This is a genomic window from Prosthecobacter sp., from assembly GCF_044227185.1.
Lineage (GTDB): Bacteria > Verrucomicrobiota > Verrucomicrobiia > Verrucomicrobiales > Verrucomicrobiaceae > Prosthecobacter.
Genome location: NZ_JBGAFO010000004.1, coordinates 567,846 through 587,025, shown reverse-complemented (window position 1 = coordinate 587,025; position 19,180 = coordinate 567,846). Strand labels below are relative to the sequence as shown.

Sequence of the window (19,180 nt, the reverse complement as noted above, 5' to 3'; positions counted from 1 at the left end):
GTGCGGGAATGATCATCAATGGGGGAAACGTAGCTGGCGGGCGGTGAATTGGGAATGAGAAAAAATTAAACCAGGCCGCGGCGGATCAAAGACTCCTCCATGGCGCGGTCGATGAGAAGGACGGCGAGGGACTGGGTGGCGTCATCGAGGAGCTGGGTGGCGGCTTTGAGGGCTTTGGCGTCGTGAGCGGGTGCGTCCAGCAGAGAGCGGACGGCGGCGGCCTGGGTGACGACGGCGGCTTTTTCCTCGGCGCTGATGGCGTCGGCGAGCTGGGAGAGGGCGGCCTCGACGGCGGGGAGGAGCTCCTCGGCCTTGAGTCTGGCCTCGGTCCAGATGCGTTCGTTCATGTCCTCAAAAGCGAAGTCCACGCTTTCGGCGATCATCTGTTCGACGCGTTCGTCGGCGACATCGACGGCGGTGCCGGTGATTTTGAGAGTGGTGTCCTGGTGGGTGGCGGTGTCGCGGGCGAGGACGTGGAGGATGCCATCGGCATCGATGCTGAACTGAACGCCGACGCGGGCGCTGCCTTTGGGGCCGGGGGGGAAGGGAACCTCGATGCGGCCGAGCTCCCAGTTGTCCTTTGCCAGCTCGCGTTCGCCCTGGAGGATGCGGATGAGCATGCTGTTCTGATTGGCGACGGCATTGGTGAACATCTCGCCGGCTTTGGCGGGGATGGTGGTGTTGCGCGGGATGATGATGTTCATCAGGCCGCCGAAGGTTTCGATGCCCAGGGACAGAGGGGTGACATCAAGGAGGAGAACCTGGCGCAGACTGCCGCCGAGGATGCCGGCCTGAATGGTGGCACCGAGGGCGATGGCTTCGTCGGGATCCTGCGAGGTGTTGGGCTCGCGAGCGAAGAGTTCGCGCACGTAGTCGCGCACCAAGGGCATGCGGGTGCTGCCGCCGACGAGGATGACTTCATCCAATTGCTCCGCTTTGATGCCGGCATCGCTCAAGGCGCGGAGGCAGTGGAGGCGGGTGCGCTCGATCCAGGGGCGGGCGATTTTTTCGAGATCGGTGCGAGTGATGTCGAGGCCGTTGTAGGAGGCGGTGTCTTCCGAAGAGAGGCGCTTTTTGACGGACTCGGCGGCTTCGATGACGCGGATGTCGTGAGAGGGCAGGCCGAGTTTTTGCGCGATGAATTCGGCGAGGAGGCGGTCGAGGTCATCACCGCCGAGCTGGGTGTCTCCAGCGGTGGACAGCACCTGAAAAGTGCCGTCGCGCATTTCGAGGACGGAGATGTCGAAGGTGCCGCCGCCGAGGTCATAGACGGCGATTTTTTGATGTTCGGAGAGTTTGTCGAGACCGTAGGCGAGGGCGGCGGCGGTGGGCTCGCTGAGGATACGGAGGACTTCGAGTCCGGCGAGTTCACCGGCGCGCTTGGTGGCGTTGCGCTGGGCGTCGTTGAAGTAGGCGGGGACGGTGATGACGGCCTGGGAGACGGACTGTTCGAGGGCGCGTTCGGCGACGGCTTTGAGGTGCTTGAGGATTTCTGCCGAGACCTCGACGGGGGAGGTTTTCAACTCACTGAGAGAGTAGGGAGGAGACCAACCGGCCTCGCCGGGGCGGCGGCCGATGAGGCGCTTGACCGAGGTGATGGTGCGGGTGGGATGCAGCGCGCGCTGGCGGAGGGCGACGGCGCCGACGGAGACGGAGCCGTCCTGGGCGAAGCAGACGGCGCTGGGCGTGCTGCGGCTGCCGTGTTCATCGGCGAGGAGGATGGGAAAGCCGCTGTCGACCACACCGACGAGGGAGTTCGTGGTGCCGAGGTCGATGCCGAGGATGGGAGGGGTGTTCAAGAGGGGTCTGCGAGGTGGGATTGAGAGTCGAGGCGGGCGACGGCGGCATGCAGAGACTCCAGCAGGGGGCCTTGCGCAAGGATGGCGATGACGTCAAAGGGAACGAGCTCGTTTTCGCAGTCCATCACGTTGTCCATGTAGGCGTCGAAGACCGCGAGGCCGTCTGAGGGGCGAAACCAGGCCCAGGAGCGGATGAAGTGGAAGCCATGCCGGATGAACCAGGCGGCCATGGCCGCGGGAGTGGCCGGTGTGCCATCAAAGACAGGCTGGGAGGTGACGGCCTGAAGCCTGCCCTGGCTGTGAATGAAGCCTTCGAGGCGATTGAGGATGGGGTAGTCCTCCCGACTCAACTCGTGCATCAAATGGGTGTTGGAGATCAGGAGTCGCTCAAAGTATTCCAGGGGAGTGGCGGGGCGGTCTTCGAACCAGTAGCGCACGGGCTTGTGCCGGGTGCTGGCGAGCGAGGCGGGGAAGATGCCCCAGCCCGGGCCTTTGGTAATTTTGTAGATGCGGGACGGGTCAGCCTCAGAAAAGAAGATGTAATGCTCGCGTGTGCGCGGATCATCCAATTCATCAGGAACCAAACGGTCAACGAAAAGGCCTTCAGACGCGGCCCAGTTTTCCAACGCGGCTATCTGACGATGCCGCTCGGAATCCGGATCAGTTTGCGTCCCAGATTCTGCTCGATCATCGTTCGCAGCTCTGCGGCAGACTTGGATCGCTTCCGTGAGGAGGAGGTCTTCGGGGCGGGGGCTGGCTGCGACGGGGGATTGAGGCATGTCTTCAAGGCGGGGTCGCGACTGCTCATGGAGGGAGATTAGGCTAAATCGTTGCAGACCGCAATCACTCAAGTGATTGCCAAGGAGGGGGGACGCAGCCAGACTTCGCGCATGGAAACCTTCATCTCTTCACTCATGGCTGGAACCCACCTCGTCACCGCGCAGATCGCGGAGGCGGCGGCGCAGCTGGTGGACCCGGAGGTGACGGCAGCCACCAAGGCGGACTTTCTGCGCGCTTTGGCAAAGAAAGGGGAGACGCCGGGGGAGATCGCGCTGTTTGTGCAGGAGTTTTTGAAGCTGGCGGTGGATCCGGGCATTGACCGGGGGAAGCTGCCGGGGCCGATGCTGGACGTGGTGGGCACGGGCGGGGACCAGCTGCACCTTTTCAATGTGTCGAGCACGGCGATGTTCATCCTGGCGGCAGGCGGGGTGTGCGTGACGAAGCATGGGAACCGGGGGATCACCTCCAAGGCGGGAGGCGCGGATGTGCTGGAGGCGCTGGGGATCAAGATCGACCTGCCAAAGGAGAAGGTGGTGGCGGGCATCGAGAAGACGGGGCTGGGGTTCTTCTTTGCGCCGCTGTATCATCCGGCGTTCAAGGCGGTGGCGGAGGCGCGCAAGCTGCTGGCCGCGGAGGGGCAGCGCTCCATTTTCAATGTGCTGGGACCGCTGCTGAATCCAGGGCGGCCGGACTACCAGCTCATCGGTGTGTTTGACCCGAAGCTGACGCGTGGGTTTGGCGAGATTCTGGTGCAGCTGGGGCGCAAGGGCGCGTGGGTGGTGCATGGCAGCGCCGCAGACGGGCAGGGGATGGACGAGCTGTCCACACTGGGGATGAACGATGTGTGCGAAGTGAAGGGTGGGAAGCTGAGCGAGAGGCAGGTGGACCCGAAGGAGCTGGGATTTGGCAAAGCCGCGCTGGCGGATCTGGTGGGGGGTGATGCGACGGAGAATGCGGTGATTCTCGAAGGGGTGCTGGCCGGGACGATCAAGGGGGCGAAGCGCGACATCGCGGTGCTGAATGCGGCGGCGGGGTTTGTGATCACGGGCAAGGCGGCGGACCTGGCGGCGGGGAAGGCGCTGGCAGAAGAGCTGCTGGACCGTGGGGCGGCGCATGCGCGGCTGCGGGCGATGCAGGACCTGATCTAGGGCGGGCTATTTCCTGCAAGACAGATGGGGAAAAGATGTTAAGATGTCCTAATAATCTTATTTCCCGTCCATGGTTAACCCAAGCGAAGTGCTTCAGTATGCCCAGAAGGTGCCTCACAGCATGTGGGCCACCGGCGCGATTGTGGGCTTTGTGGCGTTCGCGGCGGGAATGGCGTTTGCGAAGGGAGTGGTGCAGCAGATCATCAACGTGATGACGCTGGCGGCCTGCGCGTGGGCGGCGTGGTTTGTGTTCATGCACCGGGTGCTGATTTTCGGCGCGGCGGGGATGCACATGACGACGAACCGGATGGTCGTCGCGTCCGTGATTGGGGCGGGCATCATGTTCGCTGTGTGCAAGGTGGGGAAGTATGCTCTCGTGGCGTTTGGCCTGATGCGAATTTTGGGCGGACTGACCGGGTGGAAGGGCCTGGTCGTGAGCATCCTGCCCTCCGGGGCGCTGCTGTGGCTGGGCAGCATGGCGCTGCGCATCGTGGGCAGCCTGTATGGGATGGAGAACGCGGCGGAGATCGTGAAGAAGGGGGGCTCGATCGAGAGCCAGGCGAAGTCGGTGTTTTACTCGCTGAGCCAGAAGATCGACAACAGCATCATCGGCGGACTGGCGAAGAAGCTGGACCCGTATGACATCAAGCCGACGGCGAATCTGGCGCGGCTGCTGATTCTGTGGCCGGAAGGAGCGATGTGGCAGCGGCTGGCGGAGCAAAGCCCGGCCACGGCCAATGCGCTGAACCACCCGCTCATCGTGCAACTGGGCTATGATGCGGAGGTGCGGAAGGCGATTGAGAACAAGGACTTCGCGGGGCTGATGCAGATGCGGAAGATCGAGCATGTGGCGAACCACCCGGACCTGCAGCCGATCCTGGGCGGCATGGCGCTGGAGCAGGCGATGGACTCCGTGGTGTACCGGCAGCCGCCTCCGCCGCAGCCGGTGAGAATGTAGGGGAGGGTCAGGAAAAGAGCTGGTCGAATTCTTTGTGAGGTCCGATCCAGAACCAAGTGACAGTGTCGCCGTCGCGCTGAGCTACCGCACGAATGTCCAAGGTGACGCGCACGGACCAGAAATCCGCATGGCCTGCGAGCTTTTTGAAACGCAGAGATGGATGCGCGCAATCTTTGATGAACAACTCATAGGCCTTCTTGGCATATTGACGGTCATTTTCACCAAGGTCGTACAGGTGTTTCCAAAATGAAGATGTGGTTTTTGAGATCAAAACCGCGCCAGATCCATGGGTTTACTGCCTTCGGCCATCGCCGCTTTCGCGAAGGCTTCCAGCTTGGGTCGTGGACGTGGATCTGCGATAATGCGTTCCCATGCTTCATCGCCGTCCTCAGCCACCTGCGCTTGATGTTTGATGAACCTTACATAGTCGAGAACGGAGGATTGCTTCTCTGCCGGAAGCGTGACCACTTCCGCGGCAATGAGACTGGCGAGATTGTCCGAAGCGATGGCTGACATGGCTGAAAGTAACCTCTTAGGGCATGGTGTCCAAGCTGTTTCCTGAGGTCGCTGCTCCCGAAAAAAGCCCCAACGTCGCATTGCCCCGGACGTGGCTCTTGCTTTTATCCTGACCTTTCAGTTTCTTTTTCCAGCATGCCCAAATACATCGTCACCATCGGCCTTGAAGTTCACGCGCAGCTTACGACGCGCAGCAAGATGTTTTGCGCGTGCCCGGTGGAGTATGGGGCGGAGCCGAACACGCATACGTGCCCGACCTGCCTGGGGCTGCCGGGGGCGCTGCCGGTGCTGAATCAGGCGGCGATCGAGAAGACGATCCTGACGGGGCTGATGCTGGGCTGCGAGACGCCGCCGGTGGTGAACTGGGACCGCAAAAACTATTTCTATCCGGACATGCCGAAGAACTACCAGATCACGCAGATGCCCTTCCCGCTCTGCCTGGGCGGGGGCGTGCCGCTGTATGATCTGGCGTATCCGAAGGACGCGCAGAAGAGCATCGCGAATCCGGGGAAGGTGGTGAAGCTGACGCGCATCCACCTGGAGGAGGACGTGGGCAAGTCCACGCACTATGACAAATTTTCCACGCTCGACTTCAACCGGGCCGGCACGCCGCTGATGGAGATCGTCAGTGAGCCGGACATCGACAGCGCGGAGGAGGCCTTTGCCTACATCACCAGCCTGCGGCAGATTCTCATTTACGGTGGTGTGAGCGATGCCGACATGGAGAAGGGCAACCTGCGCTGCGACGTAAACATCTCTGTGCGCCCCGAAGGCCAGAAGGAGCTGGGGGTGAAGATCGAGCTGAAGAACATCAACTCGATGTCCGCAGTGCGCCGGGCGATCAAGGCGGAGACGGAGCGGCAGATTGATATTTTGGAAGGGCGCGGGTCTGAAACCCTGGTGCAGAGCACGCGGCGCTGGGACGATGACCGCGGTGTGACGACGCTGATGCGCACGAAGGAAGACGCGCATGATTACCGCTACTTCCCTGATCCGGATCTGCTGCCGGTGCGCACGGGGGAGCTGGTGGCGAAGATGAGGGCGCAGGTGCCGGAGCTGCCGCATGAGAAGCGGGCGCGATTTGAAAAGGACTACGGCTGCAGCGCCTATGACGCGGGCGTGCTTTCCAGCGAGAAGGAACTGGCGGCGTGGTATGAGGCGGCGGTGGCTGCGGATACGAAGGTGCCGGCGAAGAAGGTCGCGAACTGGGTGATCAACGATCTGCTGGGCGCGCTGAACGACCGCGGGCTGGCTCTGGCCGAGTGCCCGGTGCAGCCGGAGGCGCTGAGCGCGCTGGTGGCGACGGTGGAGGCGGGGAAGATTTCCAACACCCAGGCCAAGGAGGTGTTTGCCGAAATGTTTGAGAGCGGCAAGCCGGCGGCGGAGATCATCAAGGCCAAGGGCTTTGAGCAGGTGAGCGACACGGGAGCGCTGGAGGCGATCGTGGAGAAGATCCTGGCCGACAACCCGGACAAGGTGGCCGAAGTCAAAGGCGGCAACGAGAAGGCCATGAACTGGTTCACGGGGCAGGCGATGAAGGCCAGCCAGGGCAAGGCGAACCCGAAGATGGTGACGGAGATCGTGCGGAAGAAGGTGCTGGGGTAGTTCACAACGAACAAGATCATGCCGAAACGCGAGTTGAGTCATCCGCATCAAGTCATTGACTGGCTCAATGAGTGGGCGGTGCGTCTCGCAGGGCCTGCTGAAATGATCTTGATCGGCTCTGCCGCCCTTCTCTGGCATGTGGCGCGGATTGGTCGTGATGATCCGTTGCCTGAAAACAGCATGGATGCCGATCCCGTGACTGAAAGTGATGAAATCGCGGAGCTGGCCTATGATGCGCTCATTGGCAGTGAATTTGAGCAAACCCACGGATGGCATGTGAATTTGATGCCGCGAATGGTGCTGGATCATCTGCCCGCCGGCTGGCGTTCCCGCTCCCACTCCCAAACCTATGGCGACAAGCTGACTGTGATCGTGCCTGCTGTGGCAGATTTGCTGGCACCCAAGAAAGCACGTAACGAAGCCAGAGATCGCGCGCACGAGGCTTTTGCTGCACGCTTGGGCTTGATTTAACGAGGGTTGCAGTGCCGCCTGACTGGTGGCATGCTTGTATGCATGAGCGTTTCCAAACATCAGCGCTGGCCGCTGCTCCTGCATGATCAGGCGCGGCTGGAGTATGGGCGTTTGCTCTGGAAGCGGCCTTCGGCCAGAAGCCGCCTGCTCAGCCACTGGACTGATGCGCGGCACCCTTACGCCGAGCGGTTTGTGAAAACCTACCGTCGAAGGGTAGAGAAGGTGCTGTCCTCGACAGACGAGGGCGATGACGCGCTTGACGAAGAATTGAGCCGGGAAGGGCTAAGTCTGCGGGTGGTAGTGCGTGAGATTCCTCCGGTCTTTGGCAGTTTCTATTGAGAGGCGGGCTTTTCCCATCGCGTAAAACCCCTTGCACCCCGGGTTTGGGCTGCTATTCTTCGCGCCCTTTTTCACCCCCAGACCACTCAGAATCATGTCCCAGCATAGCAGCCTCAAGTCCTCCGGCTCCGTCGGCACCAAGCGCAGTGTCCTGAAGCGTGGTGAGCGCGTCAAGCTCCTCAAGGCCCGCGGCCAGTGGAAGGAAGGCCGTCTGCCGACGAACCTGCCGAAGACCAAGCCGGAATAAGGCTTTCCCGTGCGGCTGAACCGATATCTGAGCCAGTGTGGCGTGGCCTCGCGGCGTGGCGCGGAGGAGATCATCCTCAGCGGACGTGTGTCGATCAACGGGCACATCATCACTGAACTGGCCACGCAGGTGCAGCCAGAGGACAAGGTGGTGGTGGATGGCTCGCCGGTACGCACCGAGACGCCTGTCGTTCTCGTTTTGAACAAGCCGAAGGGCTACATTTGCTCCCGTGGCGACAAGCATGAGCGGATGACGATCTATGATCTGCTGCCGCTGAAGTACCAGAACCTGCATCACGTGGGGCGGCTGGACAAAGAGAGCGAGGGGCTGATTTTGCTCACCAATCGCGGGGATCTTTCGCACCGGATCATTCATCCGAGCCAGGGCGCCGAGAAGGAGTACGAAGTGGTGGTGGATCAGCCGCTGAACCCCGAGGTGATGGCGAAGCTGGTCAAAGGAATGATGACGGAGGAAGGATTTGCCAGGGCGGAACGAACCTGGATGGACACGGACTACCGGGCGCACATCGTACTGAAGATGGGCCTGAAGCGGCAGATCCGCATGATGCTGTACCATCTCGGTTATGAGGTAACACGCCTCACTCGCGTGCGCATTGGCTGGCTGAAACTGCATGGTCTGGCCAAGGGTGCGTACAAGGAGCTGACACCGACGGAGGTGGAGCGCTTTTTCAAGGAAGAGCCCGCAAAGCCTCGGCTGGAGCGCCGGCCTGCGGGTGAAGACGAAGGCATTGAAGATCACCGCCCGGCACGGCAGCGTGCTGCGGAAGCGCGTGAGCCCCGGGGGTTCAAGCCCGGTGGTCGCGGCAAGGGCAAGAAAGGCGGCCCTCCCGGCCGGTTTGGCGAAGAGAAGCCTGCGGGTTTCCGTCCGAAATCCAAGTTCAGCCCGCGGTCACGCTCAGGCGAAACGGGGCGGGACGAAAAACCACGGGGGCGTTCAGGTCCGCCAGCTCGCCGTCCAGCTCCACGGGGGCCTCGCCGCGGTCCGTCGTCACGGTAAATTCGCTGGTCTGGAGATAGTCGAGGTATTCGCACTCCCGGTAGCCGTCCAGCAGCATGCCGCGCAGCAATTGGATGAACTCCATGCCGCCGAGACCGCGGAAGATGAGGAGGTCGAGCTTGCCATCGTTGTTTGAAGCTTCGCGAAACAGGGGGAAGGGGCCGCCATAGTGTCTGCCGTTGCCCACGAGCACCACGGTCCCGAGCATGGGAGCTTTGCCATCGATCTGCACGCTGAGGGTGGGCGGGGTGCGCATGAGCACATTCACGGCGCTCATCACGTAGCTCAGGGGGCCGTACTTCTTTTTGGCCTCCCAGGAGGTTTCCTGCACGATCTGGGCATCCAGGCCCACGCCGGCGAGCTGGGCGAAGTACATGTCGTTCGCCATCCACAGGTCTACCTCGCGGCGTTTGCCGCTGGTGATCTCCCGCCAGCAGGCTTCGATGTCGCGGCCCGGGAGCTTCAGCTCCACGGAAAAGACGTTCATGGTGCCCAGGGGGAGAACGCCGAGGGCCGTGTGCGTTTCACCCGGCTTGCGGCGGGCATTGGCGCGGCAGATGCCCTGCAGGACTTCATTCATGGTGCCATCGCCGCCGGCGGAGACGACGAGTTCGTGATTTTGCGCCAGCTCTTCGGCGATGGCGGTGGCATCGGCAGGGCCCTTGGTCAGGTGGATCTCCGGTTCCGGAGAGAGCCGGCGCAGGGCATGCTCCAGGCTGGCAGCCTTGGTGCTGCGGGCGGCGGGGTTCAGAATGACCGGGATGGGCATGGGGGCGGCATTGATGGCACGCCTCCCTCGTGTTGCTAGTTCCAAATTCTTCGCAGGATGCCGCAGGAGCTGCTTTTCAGGTCGCAAAGTAAACTAAGTGGACTAATCTAGGTGTGAAAGGACCGCTGCCTCCATGACCACCATCACCACCCACGAAGCCAAGACGCATCTCTCGCGGTATCTCGCCGAGGTGGAAAAGGGGCATGAATTCATCATCGCCCGTGGAAAGTCTGCCGTGGCAATGCTGACACCCGTCCCGAAACCCACGCCCACGCCACGCCCCAAGGTGGGTGAAGTTCTAGGTCCGGTCATCGAGGTGCCAGACGAAGCCTTTGCCCCGCTCAGTGATGAAGAACTCAAGGAATGGGGCCTGTGAACGTGCTTCTGGACACCTGCGCGTTCATCTGGCTTGCCATGCCGCAGGGCAAACTTTCGACAGCAGCCATCCAGGTCATCAATGATCCCGGCAACCGGCTGTTTTTGAGTGATGTGAGCCAGTGGGAAATCACGCTGAAACACTCGTCTGGAAAACTCCCGCTGCCAGCCATGCCGCGCGATTGGGTGCCTCTGCAACTGCAGTTTCATCAGGTGGAACGGTGGCCGCTGGACCTAGACGCCATTTACCGCAGCGGCGAGCTGCCGCGCGTGCATCTGGACCCTTTCGACCGGCTGCTCGCCGCTCAGGCCATGGAGGCAGGCATGACACTGCTCTCCCCGGACACACCGCTTTCGCTTCTCGGCGCCTCGCGTTTGTGGTGACCGGGCCCCGGCTCGTGAGCGGGACCACAAGCCGCTTGTGAAACTTTTCACAAATTGGGGTTGCCCCTCTGCATGCGGCTCCGATAATCCGCTTCAGACCCTTTCCCCTTCGCTCATGCCTGCCCCCGCCGAAGCTCCCGCTCCTGTCGCTGCTCCACCGCCAGCCGATCTCGTGAATGTGCAGATCGACGGCGTCTGGCACAAGTTCCCCAAAGGCACGCGCATGATCGAGGCGTGCAAGCAGGCGAAGCAGGAGGTGCCGAGCTACTGCTACCACCCCAAGCTCTCCTCCCCCGGCAACTGCCGCATGTGCCTGGTGGAGATGGGCATGCCGCCGCGTCCGGCACCTGGCACGGAGCCGGAGAAGGATGAGCATGGCATGCCGAAGATCGGCTGGATGCCGCGCCCGGTGATCGCCTGCGCGAACACGGTGGCGGAAGGCATGGGCATCCGCACGAACTCCGTGCTGACGCAGGAGTGCCGCAAAGGCGTGATGGAATTTCTCCTCATCAACCACCCGCTGGACTGCCCGATCTGCGACCAGGCGGGCGAATGCCGCCTGCAGGAGTTCAGCGTGGAGCATGGCAAGGGCGAGAGCCGCTTCCGCGAAGACAAGGTGAAGAAACCGAAGAACGTGGACATCGGCCCGCGTGTGCGACTGGACGATGAGCGCTGCATCATGTGCAGCCGCTGCATCCGCTTCACGGCGGAGATCGCCGATGAGCCGGTGCTCGGCTTCACCGAGCGCGGCAGCTTCACCACGCTGGCGGTGCATCCCGGCAAAAGGCTGGAGCACAACTACTCGCTCAACACCGTGGACATCTGCCCGGTGGGCGCCCTGACCTCGAACGACTTCCGCTTCCAGCAGCGTGTGTGGTTCCTGAACGAAACGAACAGCATCTGCACCGGCTGCGGCCGCGGCTGCAACATGGAGATCGGCGCCCGTGGCGACACGATCTACCGCCAGACCCCGCGCGACAACAACGACGTGAACTCCGCCTGGATGTGCGACAGCGGCCGTCTGGACTTCCACTTTGTGAACAGTGAGTTCCGCCTGACCGATCCGATGATCAAGAGCGGCGGCAAGCACCAGATCGCCACCTGGAAGACGGCGCTCAGTAGCATCGCCACCGCCCTGTCCGGCAAGAAGGGCGAGGAGATCGCCATCATCGCCAGCGCGCGCATGACGAACGAGGAGCTTTTCTTTGTGAAGCATCTGGCCGCCCTGCTCGGCACCCCGAATGTGGATGTCGTCCCCCGCACCGGCGGTGCGGACAACTACCTGCGCGCTGACGACCTCAATCCGAACACGAACGGGGCGAAGCTGATCCTGGGCATCGAGCAGCCCGGCTCGAAGCTGGCCGGGATCACCGAACTCATGAACCGCGGCCGTCTGCGTGTGGTGCTGGCCCTGGGGGAAAACCTGCTGAAGGTGGGCTTCTCCCAGCGCGATCTGGAAAAGGTGCCTTTCATCGCCTCGCTGCACATCCTGGCCAATGCCAGCGCCGAGCTCAGCGACGTGGTGCTGCCCGGCACGGCGTATGCTGAAAAACGCGGCAGCATGATCAACGTCACCGGCCGCCTGCAGCGCCTGAACAAGGCCGTCAAAATCCCGGGCAACGCCCACGACACCTGGGAGATCCTGCGCGACCTCATCGTCGCCTGCGGTGGTTCCAATGGCATCCACACCATCGAAGACGTCTTCAAGCGCCTCAGCGCCGAGGTGCCGGCCCTCAACGGCCTCACGTTCTCCAAAATCGGGGACCTGGGTGTGCCGGTGATGGAGACCAGCGAGAAGGTGCCGCTGCTGGAGCGCGAGAAAGAGCGCAAGGCGAAGGGCATCATTGTCGGGTAACGGACCCGCATCTGCCCTTCCGACCGCGCTTTGTCATGAAGCCTTCCGCCATGCAGTCCGTTCTTGCGGGGCTGGTGGGCACCGCCTTGTTCGGCTGGGTCATGCTGTCGTTGTTCGTACTCGATCCGCCCGGAAAGCTGAAGGACGCCGATTTGACAACGGTGTCCGGCAAAGTCGTAAAGCTAGAGAAAACGAAGGGCAAGGGCGGCGGAATGCTGGACCTGTGGCTTGCGGGGCAGGACGTGCCGTTTCGTGCCATCGAGGGCCCTTATCCCCGCAGCTTTGATGCCGGTGTGTTGGAGAGCCTCAGGCCAGGGTCCGGGGCCCGCGTGAGCGTCCGGAGCGCGGACATGACAGCCCCGCGCCGTAATCTGGCGCAGAACCAGCTTTTCTATCCCTTCGTCGCTCTCGATGTGGATGGCAAAGCCGCGCTGACCCTCGAAGCCTACAATCAGTGGTCGGTGGAGAATCAGAAGCTCGCGAAGTGGTTTCTGCCGCTGATGGTTTGCGGGAGTCTCTATCTGCTGGTTGCCGGCATCAGGGCCCAGCGCAGCCAGCCATTGGCTTATTGAGTTGTAGTCGCTCGGAGGTTCTTTTAATCAAAATGCAAGGAAGGCTGGCCAAGGAGGAGCGGATGATGTTAGGTGCGATCCATGCGCTTTCGCCGTGTGCTTCTCTTTTCGCTTGGGTCCTTCTGTGTGCCGATGCTTCAGGGGCATCCGGCCGCCCTGGATGACTACCCTGAACGCTTTCCCGGCAAAACACTGCAGGCCATTCTGCACGAGTGGGAGCCGCCGCCTGAGAAAACGCAGGATGAGTCTGATCTGCTGAGCGCGGTGCACCAGCTCGCTTTTCACTGGACGGAGCTTTCGTTGGACGAGCTGAAAAAGCGCACCGCCGCCCTGCTGGAGGAAAACCGGCGGGGTGAATACCGCAAACGCTTTGCCAACGCCCTGTATGACATGAGCGACCTGCTGGCCGGCGGAGATGCGGGACACACGGAGGAGGTGCAGGACTATCTGGCCTGGCGAATGGATCATCTGGAAACGGACAACGGCTTCTTTGACTCGACACCCTCCCGGCACTGGGATGAAACTCCACAGAAGGCCGAGGAACGCACGCGGCAGTGGGAGAACGACCGCAACAAGGAGATTTCAGACCTCAGCGTCAGGGCGGACACCGCCACGCCGGTACTGCGCCCGCACTGGCTGGTGCAGTGCGGAGCTGCTGAGTTTCGTCACCGTCGATATCTGCAGGCAGTGGATTATTTTGAGCGCGTGTGCTCCGCGTTTCCCGAGCATCCGCGCGCGGAGGCTGCGATGCTGATGCTGGTGCGCGTGAAGTTTGATGAGTGGAAGCAGTCGCGCCAGCCTTGGTCACGCGAGCGCGACACTGCCGCAGAGAGCCGGCTGGAAGACGCGGCGCGCCAGGCCATTGAACGCTACAATCAGCGCTATCCCCAGGGCCGTTTTGCCGCGGATGTCATCGGCTGGGAGGCGGGCATGGCGCGTGAGAACGGGTATCTGGGTGTCGCGCTGGAGGGCTTTTTGCGGCAGGCACAAACGGCGGGACATCCGGAAATCCGCCGCCGTGCCTTTCAGCAGATCGAGTGGTTGCTTCGAGATTTTGTGGAGCACCCCGACGAACTCAGTGAATATCATTTTCCGTGGGAAAAGGTCGCTGCCGAGCCCTGTGTGGCGCTGCGCCTGGGGTATTTCATGCTCGACTGCGAAAGTGAAGCTGACCTCGGTGCCATCATGCATCGCAGATCAGGGGGAGATCATCGTGTGCTGGAGTCCCTGGCCCCCCGGCTTGCCGCGGTGCGTGCGGCGGCGAAGCCGGTGTGGAAGAGCTTTGATGCGGCGCTGGCCGGCAAGGAGGACGCGTATCGTGGAAGCAAGGGCATCATTCGCGACGTGCTGCACGCGTGGTCCGCGGTTGTTCGCGGTGAGCCGGGAGTTGTGGCCGGGCTGGTAAAGGAGCAGAAAGAGGGCGCGGGCGCGGACGATGCGCTTCTGGTGCGGGCGATGGCGCGGCTGAAAATGGGGCATGTCAGCGAAGGGATTCGCGGTCTGGATCTGCTGGATGAATCCTGCCCGCAGTCACCGCTGCGGCGCGGTGGTGACCTGCGGCGCGTGGATGCGTGGCTGGAACTGCGCCAGCCCGCGATGGCGATCATCCTGCTGTGGAGTGCCGGCAAAGAAACGGCGGTGTGGAAGGAGGAGATCGAGGAGAGACCACCGCTGCATTTGGATGGAGAGGTGGAGCAGCGCCTCTCGGCCCTGCTGAGTTTCGCTCCCCTGGCCGAGCTTGAAAGAGCGGCGCTCACCGACGGGGTAACTCCAGGTTTGAAAGCCGCGCTGCGTGCCGCCTTGCGCGTGCGGCATCTGAGCGAAGGGCGCTTCGCTGAAGCTCTGCGCTTTGCGGAAGATGCCGATTTCGAAGGCTGGCAGGACAGGCACCGCAACTGGGATGAGACCGACCAGACGGCCGCAAGTGCGTGGAGGGCACGCGTCTCCGATTTGCAGAAACTGGGCGATGCGGTGGAGAAGGGCGAAGGCGAAGCCAAAGCAGCGGCGTGGGTGGCGCTGGGGGCTGCCTGGGAGCAGCGCTTGTGGCGGCTGCTGGATGGCGGGACGCTTTATGCGAAGGAGGGGCTGGGCAGCGCCACTCTGCCGCCGCCGTCTTATGAGCTGCGGCATCACGCACGCATCGTGGGGCTGAGCGATGCCACGGCGGCGGCCATGCTGGATTTAAGACAAGAAACGGCGCAGGCCATTCGCTGCTACGAAGAGGCGCTGAAGTTTGCCGGGAAGGGGGGCGCGACTTCACTCAAGGCGCTGCTGGCGCTTCACGCCGCGCTGCGCACACGGGCGGAGTTTTCCCCCTACTGCATGGACCGCTCGGTGGAAGTCAACGCGGCTGCGCGGTCCAAGGTGCTGCGTGACCGCATCATCGCCGAGCATCCTGGCACCGATGCCGCAAAGCAGGCTGTGTGGTGGACTTTCCGTCCGTCGCACACCCTGGGGGAATGGCAGCCCGGAGATTATGCCCTGTTTGACCGCGAAGTGAAGCTGGCGCAGATCCTTTCCGGTTACGAGCCGGGAGAAATGTGGCAGGAAAGACAAAGACGCGAGGAGGCACTGAGCAAGATCAAGGCGACGCTGAAGCCTCTCTTTGATGCGGAGGCTTCGCAAGCGGACTTGCGAAAAGCCATCGCTTCGCTGCGGCGGGAGATCCAGCGGGAAGCCACGGTGGCGAACTTCGGAGCGGCGTTCAACCACCTCGATGATCTGGATCTCATGGTCGCGGCTGCTGGTGTGAGCCCCGAAGCCCGCAAGGCCTACTTTGCGGGACGCATGAGCGGCCAGCCGATGGATGAAGCGGCCGCCCTGTTTGCTCCCATCCAGGACTTTGTGACCTTCTGGAACGCGGCCATCACACCTTCAACGACACCGCTGACGCCGGCCGAGCAAAAGCTCTGGGAAGAGGAGCCGGCACGCGGGACACGCCAGCGCATCGCCCAGGCCCAGGTGTGCCGCATGCAGGAGTTCCTGGTGAAGTTTCCGCAGAGCGTGAAGCGTGAGGCGGCGCTGGCCCGTCTGGCCATCAACACGCTGCGGCAGGCGCGCTGCCACTGCGGGATGAGCCGCATCGACCGGGTCGAAGACGCCACGACAGCCTACGTGGGTTTTGAGATTGAAAGAGGCGTTCCGTTTGATCGCGCGGCGGTGACGGCGGCGCTGGATGCGTATGACCGCGAATTTCCGCAGGGGCGGTATCACTGGGATGTGCGGCTCATGCGCGGAATCGCCGCCGCAGAAGCCAGGGACTGGTCCGCGGCCGTGGGCCATCTGGTGGCGGTATTGGAAAATCGGGAGCAGCGCGGCCTGCATCTGGATGCCAGCAACAACCTGGGCGCTCTTTTCCTGGAACTGCTCACACCCGACCAGCGGCTGGCTGTGATGGGTGCGGTCAAATCCACGCCGGGAGCGTGGGAGAAACTCCGGCTTTTCATTCACAGCCCCACCTGCGGCTGGCGGCTGCGGGTGCTGCAGGAATGGCTGGAGACGCAGCGTGGATGAGGTAATGAATGTCTCTCCTGGGCGGGTATTAAGGGGCCACGGGAGGCTTGCGGGCGAGGTTTTTGGATGGCATGATCCCGCATGACTGCAACGATCACCATGGACGAAGGCGGGCAGATCGTACTGCCGGCCGCGCTCAAGCGTGCTCTAGGTGTCGTTCCCGGCACCCGTCTGCGTGCTGAGGTGTCTGGAGGCCGGCTGCAGATCATGAAGGAAGACGAGCCTCCTGAAATCAAGGAGGGCGTGCTGGAGAATGGCGTGCTGGTGCTGCCCCATTTTGGCTTCACGGTGGATGTCGGTGCTGCGCTGCGTGCGTCGGTTTACCACTGATCCAGCAGCCCTGATATTTCCTTTTCTGGCCTAGGCTTCGCATGTCTGTTTCCCCTTCCATTCCCTTCTCCAAACCCGAACTTCTCTCTCCTGCCGGCAACTGGGACTGCGCCCGTGCGGCGGTGGCGAACGGGGCGGATGCGATCTTTTTTGGCATGCCTCGCTTCAATGCGCGGCTGCGCGCGGACAACTTCACCGAGGAGGATCTGCCGGAGCTGATGAAGTTTCTGCATGAGCATGGAGTGAAGGGTTATGTGGCCTTCAACACGCTCATCTTCACGCGGGAGCTGCCGGATGCGGAAACGCAGCTTCGTTATCTGGAGGACTGCGGAGTGGATGCGGTGATCGTGCAGGATCTGGGGCTGGCGCGCATGGTGAAGGAACTGACGCCGGGGCTGCGGCTGCATGCGAGCACGCAGATGACAATCACTTCGCCTGAGGGACTGGAGTTTGCGAAGCGGCTGAGCATCGACCAGGCGGTGCTGGCGCGGGAGCTTTCGCTGCGGGAACTGGAGCGCTTCAAGGCGGCGGGCGTTCCGCTGGAGGTGTTTGTGCACGGGGCGCTGTGCGTGGCCTATTCGGGGCAGTGCCTCACCAGCGAGTCGCTGGGGCGGCGCAGTGCGAACCGCGGCGAGTGCGCGCAGGCCTGCCGCATGCCGTATGAGATGATCGTGGACGGCGAGCCGCGTGATCTTGAAGACAAACGCTACCTGCTTTCACCGCAGGATCTGGCGGCGGTGGATGAGATTCCGCGGCTGATCGAGCTGGGGATCAAGAGCTTCAAGATTGAGGGACGGCTGAAGACGCCGGAGTACGTGGCGGCGGTGACGCAGGTGTATCGCAAGGCGATCGACCGTGCGCTGGCGAATCAACCGGCTCCGGCGAGCGAGGCGGACCGCTATGCGCTGGAGATGACCTTCTCGCGCGGGCTGTATCCCGGCTGGATGCATGGCGTGAATCATCAGGAGCTGGTGGGCGCCTACTACGGCAAGAAACGCGGGCCGTATGTGGGGCAGATCACGCGCATCCTGGGCGCGGACACACTGGAGCTCGATGAGCTGCACATCGCCATGAAGCCGGGCGATGGCGTGGTGTTTGAAAACCTGGCGGACACCAACAAGGAACAAGGCGGCAGCGTGTATGAGATGCGCGGGCGCGTGCTGAGTTTCCGGCATGGACATCTGCGGATGGAGGAGCTCTCTCCTGGCACCCGCGTTTTCAAGACGAGCGATCCGGCGCTGAACCGCGCGCTGCGGCAGTCGTTTGAAGGAGACATTCCCATCCGCAAGCAGCGGAAGCTGGATCTTCATGTGACGGGCCGGGTGGGCGAGCCTCTGCGCGTGCGATCAGGGGCGAACGAGGTGGCCTCCACCATGCCGCTGCAGGCCGCGATGAAACGGCCGCTCACGCCAGGGGCTTTTATCGAGCAGTTCAGCCGTCTCGGCGGCACGGAGTTTGAACTGGGTGAAGTGCAGTTTGATGTGGCCGGTGAGGTGATGCTGCCGATCAGCGAGCTGAACCGCATGCGGCGGGATCTGATTGCTTCCTGGAGCGGCGGCGATGATTCGGTGCCGAAAGCCGTTGCGAAGAGTACGGTGACGCTGGAGTCGCTGATGCCCTCGCGCGGGAAGGTGGAAGATTCAGCGGAGCTTCAGCTTCATGCGCTGTGCCGCACGCAGGCGCATGTGGATGCGGCGCTGGTGCTCGGAGTGCCGCGGCTGTATCTCGACTTTGAAGACATCCGGCTTTACGCGGATGCGGTGAAGCAGATCAAGGCGCGCAGCGACACGGCTCAGGTGTGGCTGGCCACGCCGCGCATTCAGAAATCGGGCGAGGCGGGATTCTTCAAGCTCATCCAGCGGGCGGAGCCGCATGGCGTGCTCATTCGCAATCTGGGAGCGATGTCGTTCTTCCAGGACGCGGGCATCCCGATGACGGGAGACTTTTCGCTCAACGTGGCCAATCCGATCACGGCGGAGATTTTGAAAAAGGTGGGGCTGGAGCGGCTGACGATCAGCTACGACCTCAACATCGAGCAGGTGGTGGATCTGCTGGCCGCGGCGCCGCCGGCGTGGTTTGAACTGACGCTGCACCAGCACATGCCCATGTTTCACATGGAGCACTGCGCGTTCGCGGCCTTCCTCAGCAAGGGCACCGACTTCACCAACTGCGGGCGGCCCTGCGACCGTCACCGCGTGCACCTGCGCGACCGCGTGGGCATGATGCACCCGCTGAAGGCGGACGTGGGCTGCCGCAACACACTCTTCAATGCGGTGGCGCAGACGGGCGCGCAGTTCTTTGATGAACTGCGCGAGCATGGGCTGCGCTGCTTCCGGGTGGAGCTGCTGGAGGAGAATGCAGACGAGGCGATGATCGTGCTGCGCACCTACCAGGAGCTCCTGGCCGGTCAGCGGGACGGCGATGAAATCTGGCGCGACCTCAAGGCGCACAGCCAGCTCGGGGTGACGCGGGGGACGTGGGCGGAGCTGGCTTGAGTCTGGC

The 19,180-nt window shown here is 62.7% G+C and carries 19 protein-coding genes; 14 read left to right on the top strand and 5 right to left on the bottom strand.

Features of this window, described 5'->3' with window-relative positions:
* Positions 1 to 65 precede the first annotated feature (65 nt).
* Positions 66 to 1,799: an Hsp70 family protein gene (locus ACILSQ_RS12900; RefSeq protein WP_395744044.1), complete on the bottom strand. Its 1,734-nt coding sequence runs from the start codon at positions 1,797 to 1,799 to the stop codon at positions 66 to 68.
* Positions 1,796 to 2,368, bottom strand: a complete 573-nt coding sequence (locus tag ACILSQ_RS12895; RefSeq protein ID WP_395744043.1) for a hypothetical protein — start codon at positions 2,366 to 2,368, stop codon at positions 1,796 to 1,798. The genes ACILSQ_RS12900 and ACILSQ_RS12895 overlap by 4 nt, the downstream gene beginning before the upstream one ends.
* Before the next feature lie 321 nt (positions 2,369 to 2,689).
* Here ACILSQ_RS12895 and trpD point away from each other — a divergent pair, with 321 nt between their 5' ends.
* The gene (trpD, locus tag ACILSQ_RS12890) at positions 2,690 to 3,727 is read left to right on the top strand and encodes an anthranilate phosphoribosyltransferase (RefSeq protein ID WP_395744042.1); all 1,038 of its coding nucleotides are present in this window, start codon (positions 2,690 to 2,692) and stop codon (positions 3,725 to 3,727) included.
* Between the two features lie 70 nt (positions 3,728 to 3,797).
* Positions 3,798 to 4,685, top strand: coding sequence for a hypothetical protein (locus ACILSQ_RS12885; protein WP_395744041.1), 888 nt, complete (start codon positions 3,798 to 3,800; stop codon positions 4,683 to 4,685).
* Between the two features lie 7 nt (positions 4,686 to 4,692).
* On the opposite strand, the gene ACILSQ_RS12880 is transcribed toward ACILSQ_RS12885, so the two are convergent.
* Both ACILSQ_RS12880 and ACILSQ_RS12875 read right to left on the bottom strand, forming a co-directional pair.
* Complete coding sequence (locus tag ACILSQ_RS12880) at positions 4,693 to 4,956, bottom strand: hypothetical protein (protein WP_395744040.1); 264 nt, start codon at positions 4,954 to 4,956, stop codon at positions 4,693 to 4,695.
* Positions 4,953 to 5,201 carry a hypothetical protein gene (locus ACILSQ_RS12875; protein ID WP_395744039.1) on the bottom strand — a complete coding sequence of 83 codons (249 nt, stop codon included), beginning with the start codon at positions 5,199 to 5,201 and terminating at the stop codon, positions 4,953 to 4,955. The genes ACILSQ_RS12880 and ACILSQ_RS12875 overlap by 4 nt, the downstream gene beginning before the upstream one ends.
* A 135-nt stretch (positions 5,202 to 5,336) precedes the next feature.
* On the opposite strand from ACILSQ_RS12875, the gene gatB reads away from it, so the two are divergent.
* The 5 genes from gatB to ACILSQ_RS12850 all read left to right on the top strand — a co-directional run bounded on the left by gatB (position 5,337) and on the right by ACILSQ_RS12850 (position 8,880).
* Positions 5,337 to 6,806, top strand: a complete 1,470-nt coding sequence (gene gatB, locus ACILSQ_RS12870) for an Asp-tRNA(Asn)/Glu-tRNA(Gln) amidotransferase subunit GatB (protein WP_395744038.1) — start codon at positions 5,337 to 5,339, stop codon at positions 6,804 to 6,806.
* An 18-nt stretch (positions 6,807 to 6,824) separates the two neighbouring features.
* Entirely contained in the window at positions 6,825 to 7,277 is a 453-nt protein-coding gene (locus ACILSQ_RS12865) for a hypothetical protein (RefSeq protein ID WP_395744037.1), read from the top strand.
* Between the two features lie 42 nt (positions 7,278 to 7,319).
* Positions 7,320 to 7,616: a hypothetical protein gene (locus ACILSQ_RS12860; protein WP_395744036.1), complete on the top strand. Its 297-nt coding sequence runs from the start codon at positions 7,320 to 7,322 to the stop codon at positions 7,614 to 7,616.
* Positions 7,617 to 7,710: 94 nt separating this feature from the next.
* A complete protein-coding gene (locus ACILSQ_RS12855) occupies positions 7,711 to 7,863 on the top strand; it encodes a small basic protein (RefSeq protein ID WP_395739030.1) in 153 nt (50 codons plus the stop codon).
* Positions 7,864 to 7,872: 9 nt separating this feature from the next.
* Positions 7,873 to 8,880, top strand: coding sequence for a pseudouridine synthase (locus tag ACILSQ_RS12850; protein WP_395744035.1), 1,008 nt, complete (start codon positions 7,873 to 7,875; stop codon positions 8,878 to 8,880).
* Here the strand turns inward: ACILSQ_RS12850 and ACILSQ_RS12845 are convergent.
* Entirely contained in the window at positions 8,762 to 9,649 is an 888-nt protein-coding gene (locus ACILSQ_RS12845; RefSeq protein WP_395744034.1) for a diacylglycerol/lipid kinase family protein, read from the bottom strand. The genes ACILSQ_RS12850 and ACILSQ_RS12845 overlap by 119 nt on opposite strands.
* Positions 9,650 to 9,782: 133 nt before the next feature.
* On the opposite strand from ACILSQ_RS12845, the gene ACILSQ_RS12840 reads away from it, so the two are divergent.
* From ACILSQ_RS12840 to ACILSQ_RS12810, 7 genes are all read left to right on the top strand, one after another.
* Positions 9,783 to 10,025, top strand: coding sequence for a type II toxin-antitoxin system Phd/YefM family antitoxin (locus tag ACILSQ_RS12840; protein ID WP_395744033.1), 243 nt, complete (start codon positions 9,783 to 9,785; stop codon positions 10,023 to 10,025).
* A complete protein-coding gene (locus tag ACILSQ_RS12835) occupies positions 10,022 to 10,408 on the top strand; it encodes a type II toxin-antitoxin system VapC family toxin (RefSeq protein WP_395744032.1) in 387 nt (128 codons plus the stop codon). The genes ACILSQ_RS12840 and ACILSQ_RS12835 overlap by 4 nt, the downstream gene beginning before the upstream one ends.
* A gap of 115 nt (positions 10,409 to 10,523) precedes the next feature.
* Positions 10,524 to 12,263 carry a molybdopterin-dependent oxidoreductase gene (locus ACILSQ_RS12830; protein ID WP_395744031.1) on the top strand — a complete coding sequence of 580 codons (1,740 nt, stop codon included), beginning with the start codon at positions 10,524 to 10,526 and terminating at the stop codon, positions 12,261 to 12,263.
* Positions 12,264 to 12,298: 35 nt separating this feature from the next.
* Positions 12,299 to 12,835 (top strand): hypothetical protein, encoded by a 537-nt coding sequence (locus ACILSQ_RS12825; RefSeq protein ID WP_395744030.1) that lies wholly within the window; start codon positions 12,299 to 12,301, stop codon positions 12,833 to 12,835.
* 81 nt (positions 12,836 to 12,916) lie between these two features.
* Positions 12,917 to 16,348, top strand: coding sequence for a hypothetical protein (locus tag ACILSQ_RS12820; protein WP_395744029.1), 3,432 nt, complete (start codon positions 12,917 to 12,919; stop codon positions 16,346 to 16,348).
* 81 nt (positions 16,349 to 16,429) lie between these two features.
* Entirely contained in the window at positions 16,430 to 16,678 is a 249-nt protein-coding gene (locus ACILSQ_RS12815; RefSeq protein WP_395744028.1) for an AbrB/MazE/SpoVT family DNA-binding domain-containing protein, read from the top strand.
* Between the two features lie 41 nt (positions 16,679 to 16,719).
* A complete protein-coding gene (locus ACILSQ_RS12810; protein ID WP_395744027.1) occupies positions 16,720 to 19,173 on the top strand; it encodes a DUF3656 domain-containing protein in 2,454 nt (817 codons plus the stop codon).
* The last annotated feature ends 7 nt before the right edge of the window (positions 19,174 to 19,180 follow it).

What these genes read in the sequence shown, in the direction of transcription:
- ACILSQ_RS12825 (WP_395744030.1), top strand. Translation starts at nt 12,299, where the DNA reads ATGAAGCCTTCCGCCATGCAGTCCGTTCTTGCGGGGCTGGTGGGCACC.
- ACILSQ_RS12840 (WP_395744033.1), top strand. Translation starts at nt 9,783, where the DNA reads ATGACCACCATCACCACCCACGAAGCCAAGACGCATCTCTCGCGGTAT.
- ACILSQ_RS12820 (WP_395744029.1), top strand. Translation starts at nt 12,917, where the DNA reads ATGCGCTTTCGCCGTGTGCTTCTCTTTTCGCTTGGGTCCTTCTGTGTG.
- ACILSQ_RS12885 (WP_395744041.1), top strand. Translation starts at nt 3,798, where the DNA reads ATGGTTAACCCAAGCGAAGTGCTTCAGTATGCCCAGAAGGTGCCTCAC.
- ACILSQ_RS12875 (WP_395744039.1), bottom strand. Translation starts at nt 5,201, where the DNA reads ATGTCAGCCATCGCTTCGGACAATCTCGCCAGTCTCATTGCCGCGGAA.
- ACILSQ_RS12810 (WP_395744027.1), top strand. Translation starts at nt 16,720, where the DNA reads ATGTCTGTTTCCCCTTCCATTCCCTTCTCCAAACCCGAACTTCTCTCT.
- ACILSQ_RS12815 (WP_395744028.1), top strand. Translation starts at nt 16,430, where the DNA reads ATGACTGCAACGATCACCATGGACGAAGGCGGGCAGATCGTACTGCCG.
- ACILSQ_RS12830 (WP_395744031.1), top strand. Translation starts at nt 10,524, where the DNA reads ATGCCTGCCCCCGCCGAAGCTCCCGCTCCTGTCGCTGCTCCACCGCCA.
- ACILSQ_RS12860 (WP_395744036.1), top strand. Translation starts at nt 7,320, where the DNA reads ATGAGCGTTTCCAAACATCAGCGCTGGCCGCTGCTCCTGCATGATCAG.
- ACILSQ_RS12855 (WP_395739030.1), top strand. Translation starts at nt 7,711, where the DNA reads ATGTCCCAGCATAGCAGCCTCAAGTCCTCCGGCTCCGTCGGCACCAAG.
- trpD (WP_395744042.1), top strand. Translation starts at nt 2,690, where the DNA reads ATGGAAACCTTCATCTCTTCACTCATGGCTGGAACCCACCTCGTCACC.
- gatB (WP_395744038.1), top strand. Translation starts at nt 5,337, where the DNA reads ATGCCCAAATACATCGTCACCATCGGCCTTGAAGTTCACGCGCAGCTT.
- ACILSQ_RS12865 (WP_395744037.1), top strand. Translation starts at nt 6,825, where the DNA reads ATGCCGAAACGCGAGTTGAGTCATCCGCATCAAGTCATTGACTGGCTC.
- ACILSQ_RS12845 (WP_395744034.1), bottom strand. Translation starts at nt 9,649, where the DNA reads ATGCCCATCCCGGTCATTCTGAACCCCGCCGCCCGCAGCACCAAGGCT.